Genomic DNA, 21,963 nt, shown 5'->3' with positions numbered 1-21,963 from the left:
GGAGGAGCGCGCCGGCTTCCTAGGCTGTGCATATGACCGACGACGCGACGGAGACCCCCAACGCCCACGCCTCCGAGCCCCACCGGGGCGGCCTCTCTCAGCGACTGAACTGGCTCCGGGCGGGCGTGCTCGGCGCGAACGACGGCATCGTCTCCGTCGCCGCAGTCGTCGTCGGTGTGGCGGGCGCCACCGGCTCGGTGGCGGCGATCCTCACGGCCGGGCTGGCTGCGCTCGTCGGAGGCGCGATCTCGATGGCCCTCGGCGAGTACGTCTCGGTGAGCAGCCAGCGCGACAGCGAGCACGCGCTCATCGAGAAGGAGCGCCGCGAGCTCGCGGAGATGCCCGAAGAGGAGCTGGCCGAGCTGGCCGGCCTCTACGAGGCGAAGGGCCTGCGCCCGGAGACCGCGCGGCAGGTCGCCCTCGAACTGACCGAGCACGACGCGCTCGGAGCCCACCTGTCGGCTGAGCTCGGCATCGACCAGGACGACGTGGTGAGCCCGTGGCACGCGGCGCTGGCCTCTGCCGTCGCGTTCACGATCGGTGGGATCCTGCCGCTCGTCACGATTCTCCTGCCCGCGGCGGTCCGCATCCCCGTCACCTTCGTCGTCGTCCTCGTCGCGCTCGCCATCACCGGCTACGTGGCGGCGTGGATCGGCGGAAGCTCGCGCGGTCGTGCGATGCTTCGAGTGGTGATCGGAGGCGCGCTCGCGCTGGCGGCGACGTTCGCGATCGGCGCGCTCCTCGGCACCAGGATCGGCTGACCGGCCGTCCGGCGCAGCGCGCCGGGGGCTCTGCCGGTTCTCGGATCGGGAAGGGAGCGCGGTGAAAGAGAAGTCGGAGATCGTCCGGGACTGGCTGCCCCGGTACACGGGGACCCCCCTCGACGAGTTCGGGTCGTACGTCCTCCTCACGAACTTCGTCGACTACGTCGAGCGGTTCGCCGCCTGGAACGACGTCGAGGTGCGCGGCCGCGACCGGTCGATGCCGAACGCGACGGCCGACGGCATCACCATGATCAACTTCGGGATGGGCAGCCCCAACGCCGCGACCATCATGGACCTCCTGAGCGCCGTCTCGCCCGAGGCGGTGCTGTTCCTCGGCAAGTGCGGGGGCGTGAAGAAGAAGAACCAGCTGGGCGACCTCGTGCTGCCGATCGCGGCGATCCGAGGCGAGGGCACCTCCAACGACTACATGCCGCCAGAAGTCCCGGCGCTTCCGGCGTTCCAGCTCCAGCGCGCCGTGTCGACGACGATCCGCGATTTCAAGCAGGACTACTGGACCGGGACGGTGTACACGACGAACCGCCGGGTCTGGGAGCACGACGACGCGTTCAAGACCTACCTGCGGCAGACGCGGTGCATGGCGGTGGACATGGAGACCGCGACGCTGTTCGCGGCCGGGTTCGCCAACCATATCCCCAGCGGCGCGTTGCTGCTCGTGAGCGATCAGCCGATGGTGCCCGAGGGCGTGAAGACCGCCGCGAGCGACCTGGGCGTGACGCGCGAGTTCGTCGAGACGCATATCAGGATCGGGGTGGAGTCGCTCCGCCTGGTGCGCCGGAACGGTCGCAGCGTCCGGCACCTGCGCTTCGAAGACGGCTGAGGCGCCGGCTCGCGTGTGGCCGCTCGGGGTCAGTGGAAGTCGCGCGACACGGTCCGCATGCCCGTCTCGAGAGGTTCCATGCGGTCGGCCACCACGTTGACCACGCCCTCCTCGCTGCGCTCGAGGATGCCGCGCACGATCATCGCCGGTGACTGGCGCGCCACCCGCCGGAACCTGTTCCAGACCCCGACCGGGCAGATGACGTTGACGAGGCCGGTCTCGTCCTCGATGTTGAGGAAGGTGACGCCCGCGGCGGTCGCGGGGCGCTGCCGATGCGTGACCACGCCGCCGACCTCGATGCGGCGCCCGGACTCGGCGGTGCTGAGCGACTCGGCCGTCCGAACGCCCCGAGCGGCGAGCGCCGGGCGCAGGAAGCGCACCGGATGGTCGTCCGGAGAGATCCCGGTCGCCCACAGATCGCTCGCCAGCTGCTCGGCGGGGGAGAGCAACGGCAGGAGGGGCGGCTGCACGGTGATCGCCGTGCCCGCGAGGAACTCGGGACGTTCCTGCGCGGCGTTGCCCGCCTCCCAGATCGCCTGACGGCGACTCAGATCGAAGCCGTCGAACGCGCCCGCCGCGGCGAGCGCCTCCAGCTGGGCGGTGTTCAGGCCGACGCGCCGGGAGAGGTCGGCCAGGTCGCGGTAGGGGCCGTACGCCTCCCGTTCGGCGACGATGCGCTCGGCGAGGCTCTCTCCGATGGAGGTGACCCCCGCGAGTCCCAGCCGCACGGCGTGACCGGCGTCGCGGCGGTGGGCGGCGTAGTCGAGCGGGACCGTGCGGTCGAACGGCGCGATCTCCGGCTGGTCGGCGGCGAGGCACGGGTCGGAGCCGGTCGGGCCGGCGGTGCCGGCGGTCTCGTCGATGGGCTCGAGCAGCGGGAACACCCCGGAGCGCTGGATGTCGGGGCGCCGGACGACCACGCCGTGCCGCCGCGCGTCGGCGGTCAGCGTACGCGGCGAGTAGAAGCCCATCGGCTGGGCCCGGAGGAGCGCGGCCAGGAAGGCCCCCGGGTAGTGCAGCTTCATCCACGAGCTCACGTACACCAGCAGGGCGAAGCTGATCGCGTGGCTCTCGGCGAATCCGAAACTGGCGAACGCCTCGATCTTCTCGTAGATCGCGTCGGCGTCGTCGCCCGTGATCCCGTTGCGGGCCATGCCCTCGTAGAGCTTCGCCCGCAGCGCGCCGATCTTCTCGACGCCGCGCTTGGAGCCCATGGCCCGGCGCAGGAGGTCGGCGTCCTCCGCGGTGCAGTCGCCGACGGCGACCGCCATCTGCATGAGTTGTTCCTGGAACAGGGGCACGCCCATCGTCCGCTCCAGAACGGGGACCAGGGCCGGGTGGAGGTAGGTGACGGGCTCCTTGCCGAGCTTGCGGCGGATGAAGGGGTGCACGGCGCCGCCCTGGATCGGGCCCGGCCGGATGAGCGCGATCTCGATGACCAGGTCGTAGAACCGGCGCGGCTGCAGCCGGGGGAGGGTGCCGATCTGCGCGCGGCTCTCGACCTGGAAGACGCCGATCGAGTCGGCCCGGCAGAGCATGTCGTAGACGCCCTGCTCTTCTTTCGGGATGCTGTCGAGCGTCCACGACTCGCCGAGCGACGCCTCGATGGTCCGCATCGAGTAGTCGAGCGCGGAGAGCATGCCGAGGCCGAGCAGGTCGAACTTGACGAGTCCCATCCAGGCGCAGTCGTCCTTGTCCCACTGGAGCACGGTCCGCCCCTCCATGCGGGCGTGCTCGATGGGGCACACCTCGCCGACCGGCCGGTCGGTGAGCACCATGCCTCCCGAGTGGATGCCGAGGTGGCGGGGGAACTTCAGCACCTGCTGCGCGAGCCCGACGACCTCGTCCGGGATGTCGTGGTCGTCGGTGGTCTGGACGGTGCCCCAGGAGTCGATCTGCTTGCTCCAGGCGTCCTGCTGGCCGGTGGAGTAGCCGAGCGCCTTCGCCATGTCGCGCACGGCGTTCTTGGGGCGGTAGGTGATCACGTTCGCCACCTGGGCAGCGTTGTGCCGGCCGTACTTTCGGTAGACGTACTGGATGACCTCCTCGCGCCGGTCGGAGTCGAAGTCGACGTCGATGTCGGGCTCCTCCTCGCGCATGCTCGACAGGAACCGCTCGAACGGGAGGCCGTACTTGATCGAGTCGACGGCCGTGATGCCGAGCAGGTAGCAGACGGCGGAGTTCGCGGCCGACCCGCGCCCCTGGCACAGGATGCCCTGACTGCGGGCGTAGCGGACGATGTCGTGGACGATGAGGAAGTAGCCGGGGAAGTCCTTCGCCTCGATGACGTCGAGCTCGCGCTCGATCCGCTCGCGCTTGGCGGGTTCGCGGTCGAGGTCGGGGTAGCGCTCGGCCGCCCCGCGCCAGGTGAGCTCGCGCAGCCAGCTCATCGGGGTGTGCCCCTCGGGGACCTCCTGGCGCGGCAGCCGGGGGCGGGCGCTCCGCAGCCGGAACGACAGGTCGTCGGCGATCTCGACCGTGCGCTCCACGGCGCCGGGGTAGCGGGCGAACCTCGCCGCCATCTCTTTGCCGCTGCGCAGGTGGGCGGCCGCGGAGGCGGGCAGCCAGCCGTCGAGCTCGTCGAGGCTGCGGCGCGCGCGCACGGCGGCGACCGCGGTCGCGAGCGGGTACTGCGCGGGGCTCGCGTAGTGCACGTTGTTCGTCGCCACGGTCGGGAGGCGGAGCCGCTCGGCGATGCGGGCGAGGGCGTCGTTGTCGGCGCTGTCGCGGGGGCCGCCCTGATCGATCAGCTCGACGAGCACGTTGTCGCGGCCGAACAGCTCGGCGAGGCGCCCCACCTCCCGCTCGGCCGCCTGTTCGCCGGCGCGCTGCAGGGCACGGCGGACGTCGCCCTTGCGGCACCCGGTGAGCACCATCCACTCGCCGCCCGCCTGCTCCGACAGCTCGTCGAGGCGGTACAGCGGCCGGCCCTTCTCGGAGCCGGCGAGCTGCCCGGCGGTGAGCGCGGACGCCAGGCGGTGATAGCCCTCCTGGCGCCGGGCGAGCAGCACGAGATGCTCGCCCTCCGGGTCGGCCTCCCCGTTCTGCGGCTTGCTCAGCGAGAGCGACAGCTCGGCGCCGAACACGGTGCGGACCCGGTCGTAGGCCTCGGCCGCCTCGGCCAGGCGCACCGCGCCGTACAGGCCGTCGTGGTCGGTGATCGCCAGCCCGTGCAGGCGCAGCCGGGTGGCCTCCTCCATCAGCTCCTCCGGCGAGGAGGCGCCGTCGAGGAAGCTGAAGGTGCTGTGTGCGTGGAGCTCGGCGTAGGGGACGTGCCCCTTCTCGACGCCGTCGGGGATCGGCTGCGGCACGTACTTCTGCCGTTTGCGCGACGAGGGCCGCTCGACCGGCTGCTCGCCCGTGCGGCGCCCGGACAGTCGGCGCTCGAACTCGGCCCACGGAATCGGCGGGTTGTTCCAGCCCATCAGCGCCTCCCGCCCATCAGTCGTACCTCGCCTCGGCGAACCAGGCGGAACCGGTGAGCGCGAGGAGCCACGCGGTGCCGTCGGCGTCGACCAGCTGGAAGCGGTGCATCGCCCGGGCGAGGGAGGCGTCCCACCAGCGCTCGCGGACCGGCCACGGCCCCGCCCACGAGTCGACGGGCCGGGCGTCGCGCGCGGCGCCGGTGGCCGAGAAGCTCGCGATCGGGGCGGTGACGTCGCCGCGGTCGGTGACCTCGACCGGCTCGCCGTCGGCGTTCAGCACGGCCACCGGGCGCGGCACCTCGAACACCGTCGACGGAGCCGGGGCCGGGAGCGAGCCCGGCCACGGCCGGTCGGCCTTCGCCACCCCGACGGGCCGGTCGCCCCACGGCACCAGCACCTGACGGTCGGCGGGCCCGCGGCCGCCGCCGATCGTCGCCATCATCACCGCGTCGTGACCGAGCATGCTCTGCACCCGGGTGAGCCCGTGGTGGATGCGCTCGTCGGCGCCGCCGCCCCACAGGCCGTCCTCGTGGTGGCCGATGTCGTCGACCGCCTCGGGAGCGACGGCCACGCGCACGATGGGGGAGGCGAGCCCCGAGTCGGCCGGTCCGGAGCCCTGGAGCTGCCACCGCACCCGGTCGACGACGTCGGGCGCGGAGAACAGCCGCGGGTGCAGCCAGGTGCGCTCGCTCACCCGGCCCGACTCGTCCGTGACCTCGACGCGCAGCGAGGTGCAGACCAGCCCCGCCTTGGTGAGCCCGGCCGTGAACTGCTCGGCGACGCCGCGGAACGCGAACGTCACCTGGTCGACGCGGTCGAGGGGAGGCTCGAACTCGATCGAGCGGTCGAGCTGCCGCGGAGGGGTGCGGGGCACCACGGCCGCCCCGTCCATCCCGCTGGCCAGGTCGTGCGCGTGCTCGCCCTGCTCGCCGAAACGCTCGCGCACGTCCGTCCGGGGGAGGGACGCGAGATCGCCGAGCGTGTGGAGCCCGAGCCGGCGCAGCAGCGGGGTGAGCGCGTGCAGCCCCAGCTGGGCGACGGGGAGCGGCGCCAGGAACGCGGGGGAGCCGCCCGGGGGGATGATGCGCACGCGGCCGGGGTGCCCCGGCACCGACGTGGCGCGGGCGGCCTGCTCGGCGGCGAACGGGCCGTCGGCGATGCCGACCCGTGCGTCGGGCAGGCGCAGCCCCGTCTCGCGCTCGAGCTCGCCGAGCCGGCGCAGCAGCTCGGCCGCCGCCCCCTCCTCGCCGCCGTAGTACCGGGCCGGTCCGCGCGCCCGGAGCACGCAGGTGCCGGGACGGACGGGCTGGACCCCCGGCATGATCTCCTCGACCGCGGTGATCACCGGGTCGAACGCGCGGGCGTCCAGCCCGGGATCGTAGGGGAGCACTTCCAGCTGCGGACAGCGCGCCTGCGCCTCTCGCATCCGCAGGCCGCGCTTGACCCCGTCGGCCCGGGCCGCAGCCGAGCAGGCGAACACCACGCCCTTCTCGACGAGCGCGACGGGGACGTCCTCGGCGAGACCGAGCCGGAGCCGCTCGGCGATGACCGGCCAATCCGGGCACCAGAGGACGATTGCGCGGACGACCTCGCGCATCAGCCCGCCGCCTCGAGCCGGGTCTCCAGGCGGGTGGGGCCGGAGGTGCGGAAGCTCTCGTCGGGACCCGGCAGCCACAGCTCGGCACGGCGCCGGGGCCCGGCCCCGCCGCGGGGCACCGACTCGACGGTCACCCGGCGGGAGGCGAGATGACCGTGGCCGGCGCCGAGCCCCTCCCACCCGCTGCGGGCGACGCTCAGGGTCGCCTCCGCCTGCGGCCACGGCGCCGTGGCGATGAGGACGGACTCGCGCTGCCGCAGCCGGGCGCTCAGCCGCGCCACGTCGCCGTCGGTCGCGCGGGAGGGGGGCGCCACGATCACGACGCTGAGGACGTCGACCACGGCCGCGGTGACCGTGAGCCACTGCTCGCCCGGATGCGGCACCAGGACCAGCCGCTCCAGGTCGACGCCGAACCGACCGGCCGCCTCGGCGCCGAAGTCGGGCATCCCGACCACGCCGCACCAGGCTCCTGCCGCGCTGGGGCCGGCCAGCAGCGCCATCAGGAGGGTGGTGGACCCGAGCACCGTGTACGCCGCGCCTGCCTTGAGGGCCCCTCCCGGCAGCAGCGGACGGAGGGCCGGATGCGTCTCGAGCGACCGGCTCTCGAGGCGCGTGGCCTGCATCTGCCGGATCCGGGTCTGCAGCTCGTGCACCTGCGCCCGGTCGACGACCGGTGCGGGAGCGGAGACGGCTGCCAGGGACATGCCTCCATTTTCGAACATATGTTCGAGTACCGCAAATGCTTTTTCGAACGCCTGCGGCGGAGTATGGGTGCCCCGGGACACTCTACGTCCGGCCTCTGACAGGAGGCCTGTCGGCGACGACCCGACGAGCGGGACGCCTAGGGGGCGGGCTCCGTCACGAAGTCGATCAGGCGCTCGACGCGACCCAGCAGCTCGGGCTCGAGGTCTGCGTAGGTGCTCACGCGCCCGAGGATGAGCTTCCAGGCCCGGGCGATGTCGGCCTGCGTCTCGTGGGGGAGGCCGAGTGCCGCGCAGATCCCGTGCTTCCAGGGGACGGAGCGGGGGATCTGCGGCCACGCGTCGAGGCCGACCCGGCCGGGCTTCACCGCCTGCCAGATGTCGACGTACGGGTGGCCCACCACGAGCACATGCTCGCCGAACGGCCCGCGCGCCACGGCGTCCGCGATCCGGCTCTCCTTCGAGCCGGCGACCAGGTGGTCGACCAGTACGCCGATGCGCCGCCCGGGGCCCGGCGCGAACTCGCGCACGATCGCGTCGAGGTCGTCGACGCCCTCCAGGTACTCGACGACGACGCCCTCGACCCGCAGGTCGTCGCCCCACACCCGCTCCACCAGCTCCGCGTCGTGCCGGCCCTCGACGAAGATGCGGCTGGCGCGGGCGGTCCGGGCCTTCTGCTCGGCGACCGCGAAGGACCCGGAGGCGGTCCGGGAGGGGCCGGACGCGGCGCGTTTCGGCGGCACGAGCCGGACCGGCTCCCCGTCGATGAGGAAGCCGGAGCTCACCGGGAACACCCGCTTCTTGCCGAAGTAGTCCTCGAGTTCGACGGTCTGCGCCTCCAGGCGGGTGATCGCCCCGCAGAAGCCGCTCGCGGCCTCCTCGACGACCAGGTCGCGCACCGCCTCGACCTCCGGCACGGGCTTGCGCCCCGCGCTCCTCCAGTCGCCGGCCAGCACATCGGTCCCGTAGCGATCGTCCCTCACCCGGCGAGGATAGACGCTCCCCTGCCGGGCGCGGCCGAGGCTCGCCAGCAACGGGAGGCCCGTCTCAGTCGAAGACGCGGACGAGCCGCCAGGAGCGGTCCGCCGGATCGTGCCGGACATCGAACACGTGCGCCTCCCCCTGCTCGCTCGTGCCCTGGAACCGCCAGCCGCCGATCTCGCGCGGAAGGCTCCCGATCGCGTACCGGTGCTCGCCGAACGGGCGCCACCAGGCGCAGACATCGGCCCACACCGTCGGCGTGTCGGTGACCCGGTAGCGCGTGGATCGCCAGACGAGCCGGGTCGGGATGCCGTCGTCGGTCGTCCACACGGCGACCGCCTCGTCGATCTCGGTCATTGCTCCACCTCATCCATCGAACATATGTTCGATACCGAGTGTACGACCGCGGATCCCGCAGCGCACCCCTCCTGGTCGCGACGCTCCGCTGCCATACTGGGCGTCATGACGGACGTGAACGACCCCTCCGGCGCGCTGCGCCTCAGCAACGACGAGCGCGAGCGCGCGGTCGCGGCGCTCCGGGCGCAGGCGGACCAGGGGAGGCTCTCCCCGGCCGAGCTGGACGCGCGCTCGGCGTCGGCGCGCTCGGCCACGACGCGCGGTGACCTGACGCCGCTCTTCGCCGACCTCCCCGTCCGTCCCGATTTCGACCGGCACGACGCCGCGCCAGGATCCGGGACCGGAGCGCCCTACCCTCCGCAGCCGGGCTACTCGCAGCCGGGCTACTCGCGGCCGGGCACGGGCTGGGGAGAGCCCGCCCGGAGCTCGAACCGCACCAGCCTCATCCTGGTGTCGATCATGCCCTTCGTGTCGCTGATCCTCTTCTTCATCACCGGTTACGTCTGGGGATTCCAGTACAGCTGGCTGTGGTTCCTGCTGATCCCGCTCGTCGGAGCGATCTCGTACGGCGTCGACGGCGGCCGCAGGCGCTAGCCGACGGTCGCGCCGAAGAGGAGTCCGAGCAGGTAGGTGGCCGCGGCCGCTCCGTATCCGATCAGAAGCTGGCGGACGGCGCGCTTCAGGGGCGATGCGCCCGAGAGCAGTCCGACGACCGCGCCCGTGCCGAGCAGCACGATGCCGACGAGCAGGGCCGAGACGACCACGGCGGCGGTGCCCGTCAATCCGAAGAGGAAGGGGAGGATCGGGATGAGCGCGCCGGAGGCGAAGAAGCAGAAGCTCGACACCGCAGCGCTCCAGCCGTTGCCGATGGCCTCGTGCTCGTCCTCGCCGTCGGGCGCCGGGCGGACCGCCGGGAAGTCCGACGTGTAGGCCTCGAGGCTGCTCAGGACCTCCCGGGCGTGATCCGCGGCCTCCTCCGGCGCCATCCCTCGCGCGCGGTAGACGAGGGTCAGTTCGTTGGCGTCGACGTCGAGATCGGGCAGGGCGGAGTTGGTGGCCGGGTTGGGGCTGGAGGCCTCCAGGAGCTCGCGCTGCGACCGCACCGAGACGTACTCGCCCGCGCCCATCGACAGAGCGCCCGCGAGCAGGCCGGAGATGCCGGTCAGGAGCACGACGTGGGTGGGCACGCCGCTCGCGCTCACGCCGAGCACGAGGGCCAGGTTGCTCACGAGACCGTCGTTCGCGCCGAAGACGGCGGCGCGGAAGGTGCCGGAGAGCCGTTGCCGGCCGCGGGCGGCGAGAGCGCGCACCACCTCCTCGTGCACCTGCTCGTCCGCTGCCATCCGGGGCGTCGCGTCGGCGTCGCCGGCGTAGGGGGAGCGGGCCTCGGCGCGCTGGGCGAGAGCCAGCACGAAGACGGAGCCGAACCGGCGCGCGAGCCAGCCGAGGAGGCGCGTGCGCAGATCGCCGCGGAGCGGTCGCCCCACGTCGTCGCCGAGGAGCTCCAGCCAGTGCTGCTCGTGGCGTCGCTCGGCTTCCGCGAGTTCGAGCAGGATTTCGCGCTCCTCGCCCTCGCGGCGGCCGGCCAGATCGCGGTACACGGCGGCCTCTGCGCGCTCGTCGGCGAGGTACCGCCTCCAGCGCTTGATGTCGGCCGGGGTGGGGCTGGTGGCGTGAGTCGTCATCGACTTGATTCTACGTGAGCCGCTCAGAAGGGGTCGGAGACGGCCTCGGACAAAACGTCAGGCGACGTGCTGCTGTCCGGTCCGGGCACGGCGCGAGGGGAGTCTCCGCTCGGAGCGCGTGACGACGAACGTCGTGTACGCCGCGGTCCTCGCCGCCAGGTGAAGGCCCAGGCGCTGGGCCAGCCGCGCCGACGGCGCGTTGTCGGCGCGCACGACCGCGGCGACGAGGCACGCGCCGACTTCGCCGAACGCGATGTCGAGCATGGCGTCGGCGGCCTCGGTGGCGAAGCCTTGCCCGCACTGCGACGACCGCTGCAGCCAGCCGATCTCGAGCGAACGCGTCTCCGCAGCGACCGTGCGCAGGTGGAGGGACACGTCGCCGATGACGTGCCCGTCGCGCACCACGGCGAGCACGAGGAGGTCGCCGGCCTGCGCCAGGGCGGTGTGGTGCGTCCGATGGCGCAGGTGCCGGAGTGCCTGTGCCCCAGTCCGTTCGGGCCAGCCCAGTCCCTCCCGCACGGCGGGGTCGGCCTCGATCGCCAGCCAGTCGTCCGCGTCCGTCATGCGGTACGGGCGCAGCGTCAGCCGCGGTGTCGTCCACTCGCCTGCCGAGAAGGGAACGGCGAGCGCTGGGCCGCGCACAGCGCGAGGGCGGTGCACGAGCAGGGTCACGCGGTCCACCCTGCTCCCGCTTCAGCCTCGGGGGCTAGGCGGCGCCTATGCCCGGTCTATGAACCGGTGTCGATTCGCTGAGAGGTCTCTGAGGAATTCATAGGCTGGCCGTCGTGAGGGCCGGAGCACCGGGGCGGGACAGCGTGAGCACGGCCTCGGCGATGTGCGGGCTCTCCTCGATCGACCGCTCGATCGACTGCAGCCGGGCGGCGACGTCGGACTCGCTGTCGTCGCCGACGAGGTCGACGGCGGCGACGAGGTAGAGGCTCTCGGGTCCCACGTACTCCAGGTGCAGATACGTCACCTTGTCGACCTCGGCGCGGTCGAGGATGGCCGAGAGTGCGACTTGCTGCACCCGCGGGGAGCCCTCCACTCCGACGAGGAACCGTCGATTCCGCTCGATCAGGACGAACGCGACGAGCCCGAGCAGCAGGCCGATGAGGATGGAGCCGAGCGCGTCCCACACCGCGTTCCCGGTCAGCTGGTGGAGCAGGACCCCGAGGAAGGCGAGCAGGAGGCCGATGAGAGCGGCCGAGTCCTCGGCGAACACCGCGCGCAAGGTCGGGTTCGAGGTGGTGAGGACGTGGTCGACGGTGCTGGTGCCCCGGCGCGAGGCCCCCTGCCGGGCCTGCCGGAACGACTGGAGGAACGAGATGCCTTCGAAGACGAAGGCCACGGCGAGGACGACGTAGTTGACGGTGTAATCGGTCTCGTGCTCGTGCGAGAACAGCTGGTTGACGCCGTGCATGATGGAGACGACCGCCCCCGCGGTGAACAGGCCCACCGCCGCGAACAGCGACCAGACGTAGGCGTCGCGCCCGTAGCCTCCGGGGTGCGACTCGTCGCGAGGGCGGGAGGCCGCACGCTCGGCTTTGATGAGGAAGATCTCGTTCCCCGCGTCCGCCCACGAGTGGGCGGCCTCGGCCACCATCGAGGCGGACCCGGTGAGGACGGCGGCGATCGTCTTGGCGAGCGCGACGAAGATGTTCGCGCCGAAGGCGAGCAGCACGGTGAACAGACTCGCTGTCGGTCGCTTCCGGGAGGCCATGGCGCCACCATAGACCCCAGGCGGGGGAGGCGAGCGGCCGGTCCGCGACAACGAGAAAGGCCCCGGTCTGTGACCGGGGCCCTGCTGTGTCCGAGGGGGGACTTGAACCCCCACGCCCTATACGGGCACTAGCACCTCAAGCTAGCGCGTCTGCCATTTCCGCCACCCGGACAGGGTGCCGCCACCCGGAGGGTGAGCGCTTCGGCATGCCGTGTTCCGGCTGCCGAAGAAAGACATTAGCACGGATTACCAGGCCGGAATCACATCGTCCGGCATCCCGGGCGTGGCGCGAGCGCGACCCCGCTCCGGGTAGCGTTGACGGCATGACGGAGACCTCGGAGACCACGTCCGCGAACGACGGCGACGGCCCACTCGACGAGACGGCGGTCATCGCCCGCGACCTCATCCGGTTCGACACGACGAACTACGGCGAGGGCCGCTCGAACGGCGAGACCGACGCCGCGGAGTACGTGGAGGCGCGGCTCCAGGCCCTCGGCCTGAAGCCGCAGCTGTTCGACTCCGATCCCGGCCGGACGAGCGTCGTCGCGCGCGTCGAAGGACGGAATGCTGGCAAGCCGGCGCTGGTGGTGCACGGTCATCTCGACGTGGTCCCCGCCGACGCGCGCGCCTGGTCCGTCGACCCGTTCGGCGGCGTCATCAAGGACGGCCTCCTCTGGGGCCGCGGCGCGGTCGACATGAAGAACATGGACGCCATGATCCTGACAGCGGTCGGGGACATCCTGGGCGCGGGGGAGCAGCCCGAGCGCGACCTCGTCGTCGCGTTCTTCGCCGACGAGGAGGACGGCGGACGACGCGGCTCCCATCACCTCGTCGACACCCGGCCCGAACTCTTCGCCGGCGCCACCGAGGCGATCAGCGAGGTCGGCGGCTACTCGATCGACCTGGAGGGACGGCGTGCCTACCTCCTCCAGACCGGCGAGAAGTCGCTCGTCTGGATCAAGCTCGTCGCCCGCGGGCTCGCGGCGCACGGATCGCGGCTCATCCGCGACAATGCCATCACCCGGCTGGCCGAAGCCGTCGTCGCCATCGGGCGCGAGGAGTGGCCGGTCCGGCTGACCGGCACGACCACCCGCTTGATCGGAGAGCTCGGCCGCCTGCTCGGCGTCGATCCCGAGCAGGTCGGTCCCGACGACCTCGTGATCCGTACGGGGACCGCGGCCGGCTTCATCCTGGCGACGCTGCGCACGACGACGAACCCCACGCTGCTCGAGGCCGGATACAAGCACAACGTCATCCCCGACACCGCGGAGGCGCTGATCGATATCAGGACCCTCCCGGGCGAGGAGGACGCCGTTCTCGAGCGCGTCCGCGAGCTGGTCGGAGACGACATCGAGATCCGGATCATGCACCGCGACATCGGGCTCGAGGCAGCGTTCGACGGGAGCCTCATCGACGCCATCACCGAGACGCTGGAACGGCATGACCCCGGGGCGCCGGTCCTCCCGTACCTCCTGTCGGGCGGCACCGACAACAAGGCGCTCAGCAAGCTCGGGATCACCGGCTACGGGTTCGCGCCGCTCCGCCTCCCGAGCGATCTGGATTTCCCGGGCATGTTCCACGGTGTCGACGAGCGCGTGCCGCTCGATTCGCTAGTGTTCGGAAGGACCGTGCTGCGAGACCTCCTGCGCGGCTACTGAGCCCGACCCGCCGCCCCCGGCCGGCCCGGACCCCGGAAAGACACGTATGAACCTCATCAACGCGCTCATCCTCGGCCTCGTGCAGGGCCTCACCGAGTTCCTCCCCATCTCCTCCAGCGCGCACATCCGCATCGTCGGCGAGCTGCTCGGAACCGGTGGCGACCCGGGTGCCCGGTTCACCGCGATCATTCAGCTCGGGACCGAGGCGGCGGTCCTCCTCTACTTCTGGCGCGACATCGTCCGCATCGTGTCGCGCTGGTTCCAGGCGCTCTTCGGGCGGATCCCGCGGAACGACCCCGACGCGCGGATGGGCTGGCTCGTGATCGTCGGCAGCATCCCGATCGTCGTGCTGGGACTGCTCTTCCAGAACCAGATCGAGACCACCTTCCGGTCGCTGTGGATCGTGGCGACGACGTTGATCGTCTTCGGCATCCTGCTCGGCGTGGCCGACGCGGTCGGCCGCAAGACGAAGCGGCTGCGCGAGTTGACCTGGGGCGACGGGATCATCTACGGCTTCGCGCAGGCGCTCGCACTCATCCCCGGCGTCTCCCGGTCGGGCGGCACGATCACGGCCGGGCTCTTCATGGGCTACCAGCGTCGCGCGGCCGCCCGGTACTCCTTCCTCCTGGCTCTGCCCGCCGTCTTCGGCAGCGGCCTCTACCAGCTGTACAAGGCGGTGAAGGAGCCGTGCACCGACGCGCTCGCCGCCGCCGGGACATGCACGGTGGAGGTGTTCGGCCCGGTCGAGACCGCCGCGGCCACCGTCGTGTCGTTCGTCGTCGGACTGCTCGTCATCGCGTTCTTCATGGGGTACATCTCGCGGAGGAGCTTCCTGCCGTTCGTGATCTACCGCATCGTGCTCGGCGTGCTGCTCATGATCCTCCTGGCGACCGGCGCGATCGCCGCCTGAGCGCGCTCTGAGCGCCCGGGGGCGTGCTGCGATCAGCCGCGGCGAGGATCGTCGGGCGCCCGCCCGGGTCCGCCGTCGCGGCCGTCGCCTCGGCGGCGCAGATAGCGCTCGAACTCCTGCGCGATCGCCTCGCCGCTCGCCTCGGGCGAGTCGACCGTGTCGCGCGCCTGCTCGAGCTGCTGGATGTAAGCGGCCATCTCCTCGTCGTCGGCGGCGAGCGCGTCGATGCCGGCCTCCCACGCGGCGGCCTCCTCGACCAGCGTGCCGCGGGGGATGGTGACGTCGACGAGCTCCTCCAGCTTGTCGATGAGGGCGAGCACCGCCTTCGGGCTCGGGGCGTTGTGCACATAGTGGGGGACCGACGCCCAGATCATCAGGGTCGGGATGCCCACGTCCTCAGCGCCCTCGGCGAGGGCGCTCAGGATGCCGACCGGGCCCTCGTAGGTCGACCGCTCGACGCCGAGCTCGGCGCGCACGGCCGCGTTCTCGCTGGAGGCGAAGACCGAGATCGGCCGGGTGTGCGGCACGTCCGCGAGCATGGCGCCGAGGAAGACGACGGCGCCGATGTCTGCGGCCAGCGCGACGTCCATGATCTCGGCGGTGAAGCTCTTCCAGCTGCGGGAGGGCTCCGTCCCGAGGAGGAGGAAGATGTTGCCGGCGTTGTCGCCGGTGACGCTCAGGTCGGCGTCGCCGGCCAGGTCCTCGCCGGGCCGGCCCGGGCGCGCGGGACCCAGCACGACGGCCGAGGGCCAGATGAGACGGCGCCGGCCGTCGTCCTCGGCGACCACGGGGCGGTTGAACTGGAAGTCGAAGTAGAGCTCGGGGTCGACCTCGGCGATGGGCACCACGTCGAGCTGGTCCTTGAGGGTCTTCACGGCCCCGCTGGCGGCCTCCCCGGCGTCGTTCCAGCCCTCGAACGCGACCACGAGGATGCGGCCGCCGAGGATGTTCTGTCCGTCCGTCACGAAGCTGTCCCTGGCCCTCCCTGGCGTCCGGTCGGGCGCCATCCCACCAGGATAGGCCCGGTTCCGCCCGATAGACTTGCCCGTTGTGACCGCACCCCTCGCACCGCGCCCGCCCGCCGCCGTCCTCTGGGACATGGACGGCACCCTGGTCGACACCGAGCCGTACTGGATGGTCGCCGAGCACGAGCTCGTCGGATCGTTCGGCGGCACGTGGACGCACGACGACGGGCTCCTCCTCGTCGGTCTCGGGTTGTGGAACTCGGCTGCGATCCTCCAGTCGCGCGGAGTCGACATGGACCCTGACGGGATCGTGCACTGGCTGACGGACCGGGTGCAGACCCTCCTCGACGAGCGCGGGGTGCCGTGGCGGCCGGGGGCACGCGAGCTCCTCCAAGATCTCCGGGAGCGGGGCGTCCGGACGGCGCTCGTCACCATGTCGGTGCGCCGCATGGCCGAGCAGATCGTCTCGCACATCCCGTTCGACGCCTTCGACGTGATCGTGAGCGGCGACGAGGTCGAGCGCCCCAAGCCCGATCCCGAGCCGTACCGGCGGGCCGCGGCCCTGCTCGAGATCGAACCGCACGAGGCCGTCGCCATCGAGGACTCGCTGGTCGGGCTCGCCTCCGCGGTGGACTCGGGCGCCGTCACGATCGGCGTCCCTCACATCGTGCCCCTCCCCGAGTCCGACGAGCACACGCTCTGGCCGACCCTGGAGGGACGCACCGCCGAAGACGTCTTCGCCGTCGCCGCCGCGCGGGCGGCCGTCCGATGAGCGCCCCGCGCAGTTCGGGTCCCTTCCGGGCGGGTGACCGCGTCCAGCTGACCGGTCCGAAGGGCCGGATGAACACGATCACGCTCGAGCCGGGAAAGCTGTTCCACAGCCACCGGGGCGTGCTCGCCCACGACGACATCATCGGCCTCCCCGACGGGTCCGTGGTCACGAACAACGCGGGCGTCGAGCATCTCGCGCTCCGGCCGCTCCTCACCGACTTCGTCATGTCGATGCCGCGCGGCGCCGCGATCGTCTATCCGAAGGATGCTGCGCAGATCCTCGCGCTCGCCGACATCTTCCCGGGTGCCACGGTGGTGGAGGCCGGCGTCGGCTCCGGTGCGCTGTCCCTGTGGCTGCTCCGCGCCATCGGGCCGGAGGGCCGCCTCCACTCCTTCGAGCGCCGGGAGGAGTTCGCGGAGGTCGCGCGCGCCAATGCCGTCACCTTCCTCGGCTCGGATCCGAAGAACTGGACGCTGACCGTGGGTGACCTGCAGGACAGCCTCCCCGCGGCGGTCGAGCCGGCAAGCGTCGATCGCGTGGTGCTCGACATGCTCGCCCCGTGGGAGACGCTCGATGCGGTGACGGCGGCGCTCAAGCCGGGAGGCGTCGTCATCTGCTATGTGGCGACGGTGACCCAGTTGTCCCGCGTGGCCGAGGCCATCCGCGCCTCCGGCGACTACACCCACCCGCAGTCGAGCGAGACGATGGTGCGCGGCTGGCACGTCGAGGGACTCGCCGTCCGTCCCGATCACCGCATGATCGCGCACACCGGTTTCCTGATCACCGCCCGGCGGCTGGCTCCCGGGACGCTCCTCCCGGAGCTGAAGCGCCGCCCCTCCAAGTCCGACTACAGCGACGAGGATGTCGAGGCGTGGACCCCCGGCGCGCTCGGGGAGCGTCAGTCGAGCCCGAAGAGTCTGCGCAAGCGGATGCGCGAGGCATCGGCGAGTGCCGAACTCGCGCGCACCCGCGGCGACGGCCCGGGGGAGGGCGACTTCGCCGACACCGAGTGGTCGGAACCGGCGGTGGCCCCGGACGAGGGCGCTCCCGGCGTCGGCTAGCATGAGAGACCGTGGGCCGCAGTGCCTGCATCCCCCGACCGATCGCACCGAAAGAGGACCCGTGCGCAGAGCTACCGCACTCGTCATTGGAGCGGGCCTCGTGGCCCTCGCGCTCACCGGCTGTTCGTCGAGCCCCGAGGCGAACTGTGACAGCGCGCTCCCGTCGGGATCGGCGTCCTCCCTCGTCAGGGCCAGCGGACCGATCGGCAAGGAGCCGAAGGTCACCGCTCCGAGCCCGATCGCCACGTCGTCCTCGAACCGCACTGTCCTCACCGAGGGGAGCGGCGCGACCGTCACCGGCGGCCAGCTCGTCGAACTCGGCTACACCCTCATCGACGGCAGCACCGGTGCCGTCGCGGGCAGCGGCTACGGCAACCAGTCCGGCGTCCTTCCACTCGACACCAAGGCGTCGGGCGTCGCCGGCGTCCTCAGCCGCGGCGTGCAATGCACGAAGGTCGGGTCGCGGGTCGCGATCGCGATCTCCCCGAAGGATGCGGGTGCGCAGTCGAGCGCGGCCGGAGCCGCCCAGATCTACGTCGTCGACGTCGTGAACACGTCGCTCGCCGCCGCGAACGGCGCCGTCCGCCCCTCCGTGTCGGGCTTCCCGACCGTCGTCCTGGCGCCCAGCGGTCAGCCGGGGATCACGCTCCCGTCCTCGGGCGGGGCCCCGAAGAAGGTGCGCAGCGAGCTCCTCAAGGAGGGGGATGGCGCGACGGTGAAGAAGGACAGCATCGTCGTCCTCCAGTACACCGCCGTCGGCTGGGACAACAAGAACGTCCTCACCACCAGCTGGGGTGCGGGCGGCCCTGACCTCGCCAGCATGAGCACCGGCCAGAGCAACATCCAGAACCAGAACAGCTCGGTGCTGCCGCAGGCGATGCTGGGGCAGCTCGTCGGGAAGAAGGTCGGCTCGCAGGTGGTCGTCGAGACGCCCGCGAGCGGGTCGGTCCCCGCCGCCGCGTGGGTCGTCGACATCCTCGGGGTGCGCTAGCCCGCACTAGGATGGACGGGTGTCCCGATCCTCGTCATCGCCGTCGCGCGTCCCGGTCGAGGAGCGCCTGTTCAGCCTCGTCCTCGCGCTGCTGGCGACGGAGAACGGCCTGACCAAGAACGAGATCCTGTCGACCGTTCAGGGCTATCGGCAGCGGTACGCGCCTCATGGCGACAACTCGAGCCTCGAGCGCCAGTTCGAGCGCGACAAGGACGACATCCGCGACCTGGGTGTCCCGCTCGAGACGGTGGAGGCGCCGGACGCGGCCGGCAACAATCAGCTGCTGCGCTATCGCATTCCCAAAGGGGCATACGACCTTCCCGAGGACATCTCGTTCTCGCCCGCGGAGATCACGCTGCTGGCCCTGGCGGCGACCGTGTGGCGGGAGGGATCGCTCTCGGGCGAGTCCCGGCGCGCGCTGATGAAGCTGCGGTCGCTCGGCGTGGAGGCGGACGACCCGGTCGTCGGGTACGCCCCGCGGTTGCGCGTCCGCGAGAGCGCTTTCGAGCCGCTGAGCCAGGCGCTGGAGCGTCACGTGCTGGTGCAGTTCCCGTACCTGAAACCCGGTGAGAGCGCGTCCCGGGTGCGCACTGTGGCACCCTTGGCGCTCGTTCAGCACGAGGGCCGGTGGCACCTCCAGGGCATCGACCGGGGCGTCGAGGAATCGCGGACCTTCCTGCTCTCCCGCATCGTCGGACCGGTCAAGCTGACCTCGCGCCCGTTCGATCCGGCCGACTACGAGGCCGACGGAGAGGGCTTCGCCGAGCGCGCGCTCGACGAGCTCGAGCGGATCTGGCGGGCCAACGTCGCCGAGATCGAGGTCACGGCTGGGACGGACGCGGCCACCCGCCTCAGCAAGCGGTACGGCGACGCGGTCTCCGCGGGGGCGGACGGTGAGCCGTCGCGGCTGACGGTCAACTACTCGGACGTGAACATCCTGGCCGACGAGCTCGCGTCCTACGGGCCCGAAGTGCTCGTCCTCTCGCCGGACGAGGTGCGCAGGAAGGTCGTAGAGCGGCTGGACAGCGTGGCGTCGGCTCACGACGACTCGGCCGCCGGCGCGCGTGCCACCCGGGAGGAGCGTGCCGATGGCTGAGCGCCGCAAACCGATGCAGGCTCAGGACAAGCTCGCCTTCCTCCTCGCGCTCGTGCCGTACCTCATGGACCGCGACCGGGTGAGCGTCGCCGAGGCGGCGGATCACTTCGGCGTCGACCAGGAGCAGTTGCGCGACGCCGTCCGGCTCATCGCCGTCTCAGGCGTGCCGGGGGAGACCAACGCGTACCAACCGGGCGACCTGTTCGACATCTCCTGGGACGACTTCGAGGACAACGACCAGATCGTGCTCACGCACCAGGTCGCGATCGACGACTCCCCGCGTTTCTCCGCGCGGGAGGCTGCCGCGCTCATCGCCGGCCTCCAGTACCTCACCGCCCTGCCGGAGAACGCCGATCGCGATGTGATCGGGTCGCTGATGGCCAAGCTGGCACGCGGGGCGTCCGCGGCGCCCAGTCAGCTCGCGGTGGCCCGGTCGCACACCGACGAGACTCTTGCGACGATCCGGGACGCGGTGGTGGCCGGGACCCAGGTCGAATTCGACTACCGGAACTCGCGCGGAGAGAAGGAGCGCCGCCGGGTGGACCCGCTCCGCATCGAGTCGGTCGACCAGGACTGGTACCTCCGCGGCTGGGATCACCTCCGCACCGCGATCCGGACCTTCCGGCTGGACCGCATCGACGGGCTGGTCGCCACGCAGGAGGCGATCACGTACCGCCCGGGCGACGTGAAGCTCCCCGAGACGCTCTTCACCGGCACGCCCGACGACCAGCTCGTGTCGGTGGAGGTTGCCGCTTCGGCGGTGCCGCTCATCGAGGACTACATCCCGGAGGGTGCGGCTCGGTCGGAGCACGATGGAATGGTGCGCACGAGCGTCCGGGTGGCGCACTTCCACGGACTGAAGCGACTCGTGGCGGGACTGGCCGGAGTCCTTACCGTCCTGGATCCGCCTGAGGCCCGGCGCGTTGTGGCGGACTGGGCACGCGCGGGCGCCGACCGCTACCGCTGATCACGTCCTTCCCGGGTAGGCTCGCTGCATGCCCTGGTGGTCCTGGCTCCTGATCTGGTCGGTGCTCGTGCTCGGCCTTCTGGGCATGCTCGCCTTCTTCGCCTGGTGGCTGTTCCGGAAAGTTGTCGCCGCCGGACGCGACGCGGCCGACCTGCTCGCGAAGACGGAGGTGCTCGGCCGCCACGCTGACGAACTCAGCGAGGAGCCGTTCCATCCCGCGGTCTTCGCCGACCTCGCGGAGCTGCACGAGCAGCGCTCGGAACGCTTGGCGGAACGCGCGGTCGCAAGGCAAGCTCGCAGGGATGCCCGGGTCAGACGCGGTAAACTACTGGTCCAGGCGGACCCGAACCGCTACGCCCACCTGATTCGAAGGACTTGATCTCATGTTCGCAGGCCTGACCGGATGGCACCTGCTCATCATCCTCGCTGTGATCCTGCTCCTCTTCGGTGCGCCCAAGCTTCCCGCTCTCGCCAAGAGCATCGGCCAGTCCATGCGGATCTTCAAGGGCGAGGTCGAGGAGATGAAGAAGGACGGCAAGGAGACGCCCGAGACGTCCGCGACGGCTCCCGCGACCCCGGCCGACACCGCGGTCACCCCGGCACCGGCCCCCGCCGTGACCGACCCCGCGACCGAATCCAAGCCGAAGCCGTAACCCGGTGGCCTCGACGAAGCGAGGCAAGAACCGCGAAGGGCGGATGTCGCTCACAGAGCACTTCATCGAGCTTCGCAAACGCCTCTTCCGTTCCGCGCTGGCTCTGTTCGGCGGCTCGATCATCGGGTGGTTTCTCGCCGGCCCGGTGATGGACGCCCTGCGCGGCCCGATCACCGAGATCGCGAAGCAGCAGAACCGCGAGGCGATGCTCAATTACGACAGCATCACGGGCGCCTTCGACCTCAAGATGCAGATGGCGATCACCATCGGCGCCATCATCTCCAGTCCGGTCTGGCTCTACCAGATCTGGGCGTTCTTCGTCCCCGCGCTCACGCGCAAGGAGCTGAAGTACGGGTTCGGCTTCTTCTTCACGGCGGTCCCGCTGTTCATCGCGGGGGGCGTTTGCGGCTGGCTCCTCGTGCCGCACATCGTCAGCCTCCTCACGAGCTTCGCGCCCGAGCAGGACTCCGCGATCATCCAGGCGAAGACGTACTTCGACTTCATCATGAAGCTCGTGATCGCCGTGGGGATCGCCTTCGTCCTCCCGGTGTTCCTGGTGCTGCTCAACTTCGTGGGCGTGCTGAGCGCCAAGTCGATCATCGCGTCGTGGCGCTGGGCCCTGATCCTCATCGCGCTGTTCACCGCCATCGCGACGCCGGCGGCTGACGTGCTCTCGATGTTCCTCCTGGCGATCCCTATGGTCGCGCTGTACTTCGCGGCCTACGGCGTCGCGTGGCTGCACGACCGGCGGGCGGCCCGGGCGGCCTCGCGCCTCGAAGCGGAACTCGCGGCATAGGCGGGCCCGTCGGTGCCGTGGCCGTC

22 protein-coding genes and 1 tRNA gene are annotated in these 21,963 nt (G+C 71.5%); 13 read left to right on the top strand and 10 right to left on the bottom strand.

All coding sequences use genetic code 11. From position 1 onward, the window contains the following. The first annotated feature begins 32 nt into the window (after nucleotides 1–32). Together FPT20_RS08090 and FPT20_RS08085 are read left to right on the top strand one after the other, a co-directional pair. On the top strand, nucleotides 33–761 hold the full coding sequence (locus tag FPT20_RS08090) for a VIT1/CCC1 transporter family protein (RefSeq protein WP_158864232.1): 729 nt from the start codon (nucleotides 33–35) through the stop codon (nucleotides 759–761). Nucleotides 762–822: 61 nt separating this feature from the next. Beyond that, nucleotides 823–1,602, top strand: a complete 780-nt coding sequence (locus FPT20_RS08085) for an AMP nucleosidase (RefSeq protein WP_158864230.1) — start codon at nucleotides 823–825, stop codon at nucleotides 1,600–1,602. 29 nt (nucleotides 1,603–1,631) lie between these two features. On the opposite strand, the gene FPT20_RS08080 is transcribed toward FPT20_RS08085, so the two are convergent. The 5 genes from FPT20_RS08080 to FPT20_RS08060 form a co-directional block, all read right to left on the bottom strand. Continuing rightward, complete coding sequence (locus FPT20_RS08080) at nucleotides 1,632–5,027, bottom strand: error-prone DNA polymerase (RefSeq protein WP_158864228.1); 3,396 nt, start codon at nucleotides 5,025–5,027, stop codon at nucleotides 1,632–1,634. A gap of 16 nt (nucleotides 5,028–5,043) precedes the next feature. Next, nucleotides 5,044–6,624, bottom strand: a complete 1,581-nt coding sequence (locus FPT20_RS08075; protein WP_158864226.1) for a DNA polymerase Y family protein — start codon at nucleotides 6,622–6,624, stop codon at nucleotides 5,044–5,046. Next, nucleotides 6,624–7,328, bottom strand: coding sequence for a hypothetical protein (locus tag FPT20_RS08070; RefSeq protein WP_158864224.1), 705 nt, complete (start codon nucleotides 7,326–7,328; stop codon nucleotides 6,624–6,626). Before FPT20_RS08070 ends, FPT20_RS08075 begins: the two co-directional genes overlap by 1 nt. 137 nt (nucleotides 7,329–7,465) lie before the next feature. Further along, complete coding sequence (locus FPT20_RS08065; protein ID WP_233265442.1) at nucleotides 7,466–8,308, bottom strand: DUF3097 domain-containing protein; 843 nt, start codon at nucleotides 8,306–8,308, stop codon at nucleotides 7,466–7,468. 64 nt (nucleotides 8,309–8,372) lie between these two features. Next, nucleotides 8,373–8,663 carry a DUF6504 family protein gene (locus FPT20_RS08060; RefSeq protein WP_158864220.1) on the bottom strand — a complete coding sequence of 97 codons (291 nt, stop codon included), beginning with the start codon at nucleotides 8,661–8,663 and terminating at the stop codon, nucleotides 8,373–8,375. Nucleotides 8,664–8,768: 105 nt separating this feature from the next. On the opposite strand from FPT20_RS08060, the gene FPT20_RS08055 reads away from it, so the two are divergent. Further along, entirely contained in the window at nucleotides 8,769–9,257 is a 489-nt protein-coding gene (locus FPT20_RS08055) for a DUF1707 SHOCT-like domain-containing protein (RefSeq protein WP_158864218.1), read from the top strand. Here the strand turns inward: FPT20_RS08055 and FPT20_RS08050 are convergent. From FPT20_RS08050 to FPT20_RS08035, 4 genes are all read right to left on the bottom strand, one after another. Beyond that, nucleotides 9,254–10,348: a VIT1/CCC1 transporter family protein gene (locus tag FPT20_RS08050; RefSeq protein ID WP_199245719.1), complete on the bottom strand. Its 1,095-nt coding sequence runs from the start codon at nucleotides 10,346–10,348 to the stop codon at nucleotides 9,254–9,256. The genes FPT20_RS08055 and FPT20_RS08050 overlap by 4 nt on opposite strands. A 57-nt stretch (nucleotides 10,349–10,405) precedes the next feature. Continuing rightward, nucleotides 10,406–11,020: a GNAT family N-acetyltransferase gene (locus FPT20_RS08045; RefSeq protein WP_158864216.1), complete on the bottom strand. Its 615-nt coding sequence runs from the start codon at nucleotides 11,018–11,020 to the stop codon at nucleotides 10,406–10,408. Nucleotides 11,021–11,117: 97 nt separating this feature from the next. Further along, complete coding sequence (locus FPT20_RS08040; RefSeq protein ID WP_158864214.1) at nucleotides 11,118–12,068, bottom strand: cation diffusion facilitator family transporter; 951 nt, start codon at nucleotides 12,066–12,068, stop codon at nucleotides 11,118–11,120. A gap of 87 nt (nucleotides 12,069–12,155) precedes the next feature. Then, nucleotides 12,156–12,240, bottom strand: a tRNA-Leu gene (locus tag FPT20_RS08035). 151 nt (nucleotides 12,241–12,391) lie between these two features. Here FPT20_RS08035 and FPT20_RS08030 point away from each other — a divergent pair. Then, nucleotides 12,392–13,726 (top strand): M20/M25/M40 family metallo-hydrolase, encoded by a 1,335-nt coding sequence (locus tag FPT20_RS08030; protein ID WP_158864212.1) that lies wholly within the window; start codon nucleotides 12,392–12,394, stop codon nucleotides 13,724–13,726. Nucleotides 13,727–13,772: 46 nt separating this feature from the next. Further along, nucleotides 13,773–14,636, top strand: a complete 864-nt coding sequence (locus FPT20_RS08025; RefSeq protein ID WP_158864210.1) for an undecaprenyl-diphosphate phosphatase — start codon at nucleotides 13,773–13,775, stop codon at nucleotides 14,634–14,636. A 32-nt stretch (nucleotides 14,637–14,668) separates the two neighbouring features. On the opposite strand, the gene FPT20_RS08020 is transcribed toward FPT20_RS08025, so the two are convergent. Next, the gene (locus tag FPT20_RS08020; protein WP_158864208.1) at nucleotides 14,669–15,601 is read right to left on the bottom strand and encodes a proteasome assembly chaperone family protein; all 933 of its coding nucleotides are present in this window, start codon (nucleotides 15,599–15,601) and stop codon (nucleotides 14,669–14,671) included. Nucleotides 15,602–15,686: 85 nt separating this feature from the next. On the opposite strand from FPT20_RS08020, the gene FPT20_RS08015 reads away from it, so the two are divergent. From FPT20_RS08015 to tatC, 8 genes are all read left to right on the top strand, one after another. After that, nucleotides 15,687–16,373, top strand: a complete 687-nt coding sequence (locus FPT20_RS08015; RefSeq protein WP_267902716.1) for an HAD family hydrolase — start codon at nucleotides 15,687–15,689, stop codon at nucleotides 16,371–16,373. After that, nucleotides 16,370–17,434, top strand: a complete 1,065-nt coding sequence (locus FPT20_RS08010; RefSeq protein ID WP_233265441.1) for a tRNA (adenine-N1)-methyltransferase — start codon at nucleotides 16,370–16,372, stop codon at nucleotides 17,432–17,434. Before FPT20_RS08015 ends, FPT20_RS08010 begins: the two co-directional genes overlap by 4 nt. A 61-nt stretch (nucleotides 17,435–17,495) precedes the next feature. Beyond that, nucleotides 17,496–18,425: a peptidylprolyl isomerase gene (locus tag FPT20_RS08005; RefSeq protein ID WP_158864206.1), complete on the top strand. Its 930-nt coding sequence runs from the start codon at nucleotides 17,496–17,498 to the stop codon at nucleotides 18,423–18,425. Nucleotides 18,426–18,444: 19 nt separating this feature from the next. Then, entirely contained in the window at nucleotides 18,445–19,521 is a 1,077-nt protein-coding gene (locus tag FPT20_RS08000; protein WP_158864204.1) for a helix-turn-helix transcriptional regulator, read from the top strand. Beyond that, the gene (locus FPT20_RS07995) at nucleotides 19,514–20,488 is read left to right on the top strand and encodes a helix-turn-helix transcriptional regulator (protein ID WP_158864202.1); all 975 of its coding nucleotides are present in this window, start codon (nucleotides 19,514–19,516) and stop codon (nucleotides 20,486–20,488) included. Before FPT20_RS08000 ends, FPT20_RS07995 begins: the two co-directional genes overlap by 8 nt. Before the next feature lie 28 nt (nucleotides 20,489–20,516). Further along, nucleotides 20,517–20,867 (top strand): hypothetical protein, encoded by a 351-nt coding sequence (locus FPT20_RS07990; protein ID WP_158864200.1) that lies wholly within the window; start codon nucleotides 20,517–20,519, stop codon nucleotides 20,865–20,867. Nucleotides 20,868–20,871: 4 nt separating this feature from the next. Next, entirely contained in the window at nucleotides 20,872–21,141 is a 270-nt protein-coding gene (tatA, locus tag FPT20_RS07985) for a Sec-independent protein translocase subunit TatA (protein WP_158864198.1), read from the top strand. A 43-nt stretch (nucleotides 21,142–21,184) separates the two neighbouring features. Continuing rightward, complete coding sequence (gene tatC / locus FPT20_RS07980) at nucleotides 21,185–21,937, top strand: twin-arginine translocase subunit TatC (RefSeq protein WP_158864196.1); 753 nt, start codon at nucleotides 21,185–21,187, stop codon at nucleotides 21,935–21,937. Nucleotides 21,938–21,963 lie beyond the last annotated feature (26 nt).

This window comes from Leifsonia sp. AG29 (assembly GCF_009765225.1).
GTDB lineage: Bacteria > Actinomycetota > Actinomycetes > Actinomycetales > Microbacteriaceae > Leifsonia.
Note: the sequence above shows the minus strand (reverse complement) of the source record. Positions and strands in the feature narration are given on the sequence as shown.

Bases quoted from the DNA above. Each gene is read 5' to 3' on its own strand.
- FPT20_RS08090 (WP_158864232.1), top strand. From the start codon at position 33: ATGACCGACGACGCGACGGAGACCCCCAACGCCCACGCCTCCGAGCCC.
- FPT20_RS08080 (WP_158864228.1), bottom strand. From the start codon at position 5,027: ATGGGCTGGAACAACCCGCCGATTCCGTGGGCCGAGTTCGAGCGCCGA.
- FPT20_RS08075 (WP_158864226.1), bottom strand. From the start codon at position 6,624: ATGCGCGAGGTCGTCCGCGCAATCGTCCTCTGGTGCCCGGATTGGCCG.
- FPT20_RS08070 (WP_158864224.1), bottom strand. From the start codon at position 7,328: ATGTCCCTGGCAGCCGTCTCCGCTCCCGCACCGGTCGTCGACCGGGCG.
- FPT20_RS08060 (WP_158864220.1), bottom strand. From the start codon at position 8,663: ATGACCGAGATCGACGAGGCGGTCGCCGTGTGGACGACCGACGACGGC.
- FPT20_RS08055 (WP_158864218.1), top strand. From the start codon at position 8,769: ATGACGGACGTGAACGACCCCTCCGGCGCGCTGCGCCTCAGCAACGAC.
- FPT20_RS08050 (WP_199245719.1), bottom strand. From the start codon at position 10,348: ATGACGACTCACGCCACCAGCCCCACCCCGGCCGACATCAAGCGCTGG.
- FPT20_RS08040 (WP_158864214.1), bottom strand. From the start codon at position 12,068: ATGGCCTCCCGGAAGCGACCGACAGCGAGTCTGTTCACCGTGCTGCTC.
- FPT20_RS08030 (WP_158864212.1), top strand. From the start codon at position 12,392: ATGACGGAGACCTCGGAGACCACGTCCGCGAACGACGGCGACGGCCCA.
- FPT20_RS08025 (WP_158864210.1), top strand. From the start codon at position 13,773: ATGAACCTCATCAACGCGCTCATCCTCGGCCTCGTGCAGGGCCTCACC.
- FPT20_RS08010 (WP_233265441.1), top strand. From the start codon at position 16,370: ATGAGCGCCCCGCGCAGTTCGGGTCCCTTCCGGGCGGGTGACCGCGTC.
- FPT20_RS07995 (WP_158864202.1), top strand. From the start codon at position 19,514: ATGGCTGAGCGCCGCAAACCGATGCAGGCTCAGGACAAGCTCGCCTTC.
- FPT20_RS07990 (WP_158864200.1), top strand. From the start codon at position 20,517: ATGCCCTGGTGGTCCTGGCTCCTGATCTGGTCGGTGCTCGTGCTCGGC.
- tatA (WP_158864198.1), top strand. From the start codon at position 20,872: ATGTTCGCAGGCCTGACCGGATGGCACCTGCTCATCATCCTCGCTGTG.
- tatC (WP_158864196.1), top strand. From the start codon at position 21,185: ATGTCGCTCACAGAGCACTTCATCGAGCTTCGCAAACGCCTCTTCCGT.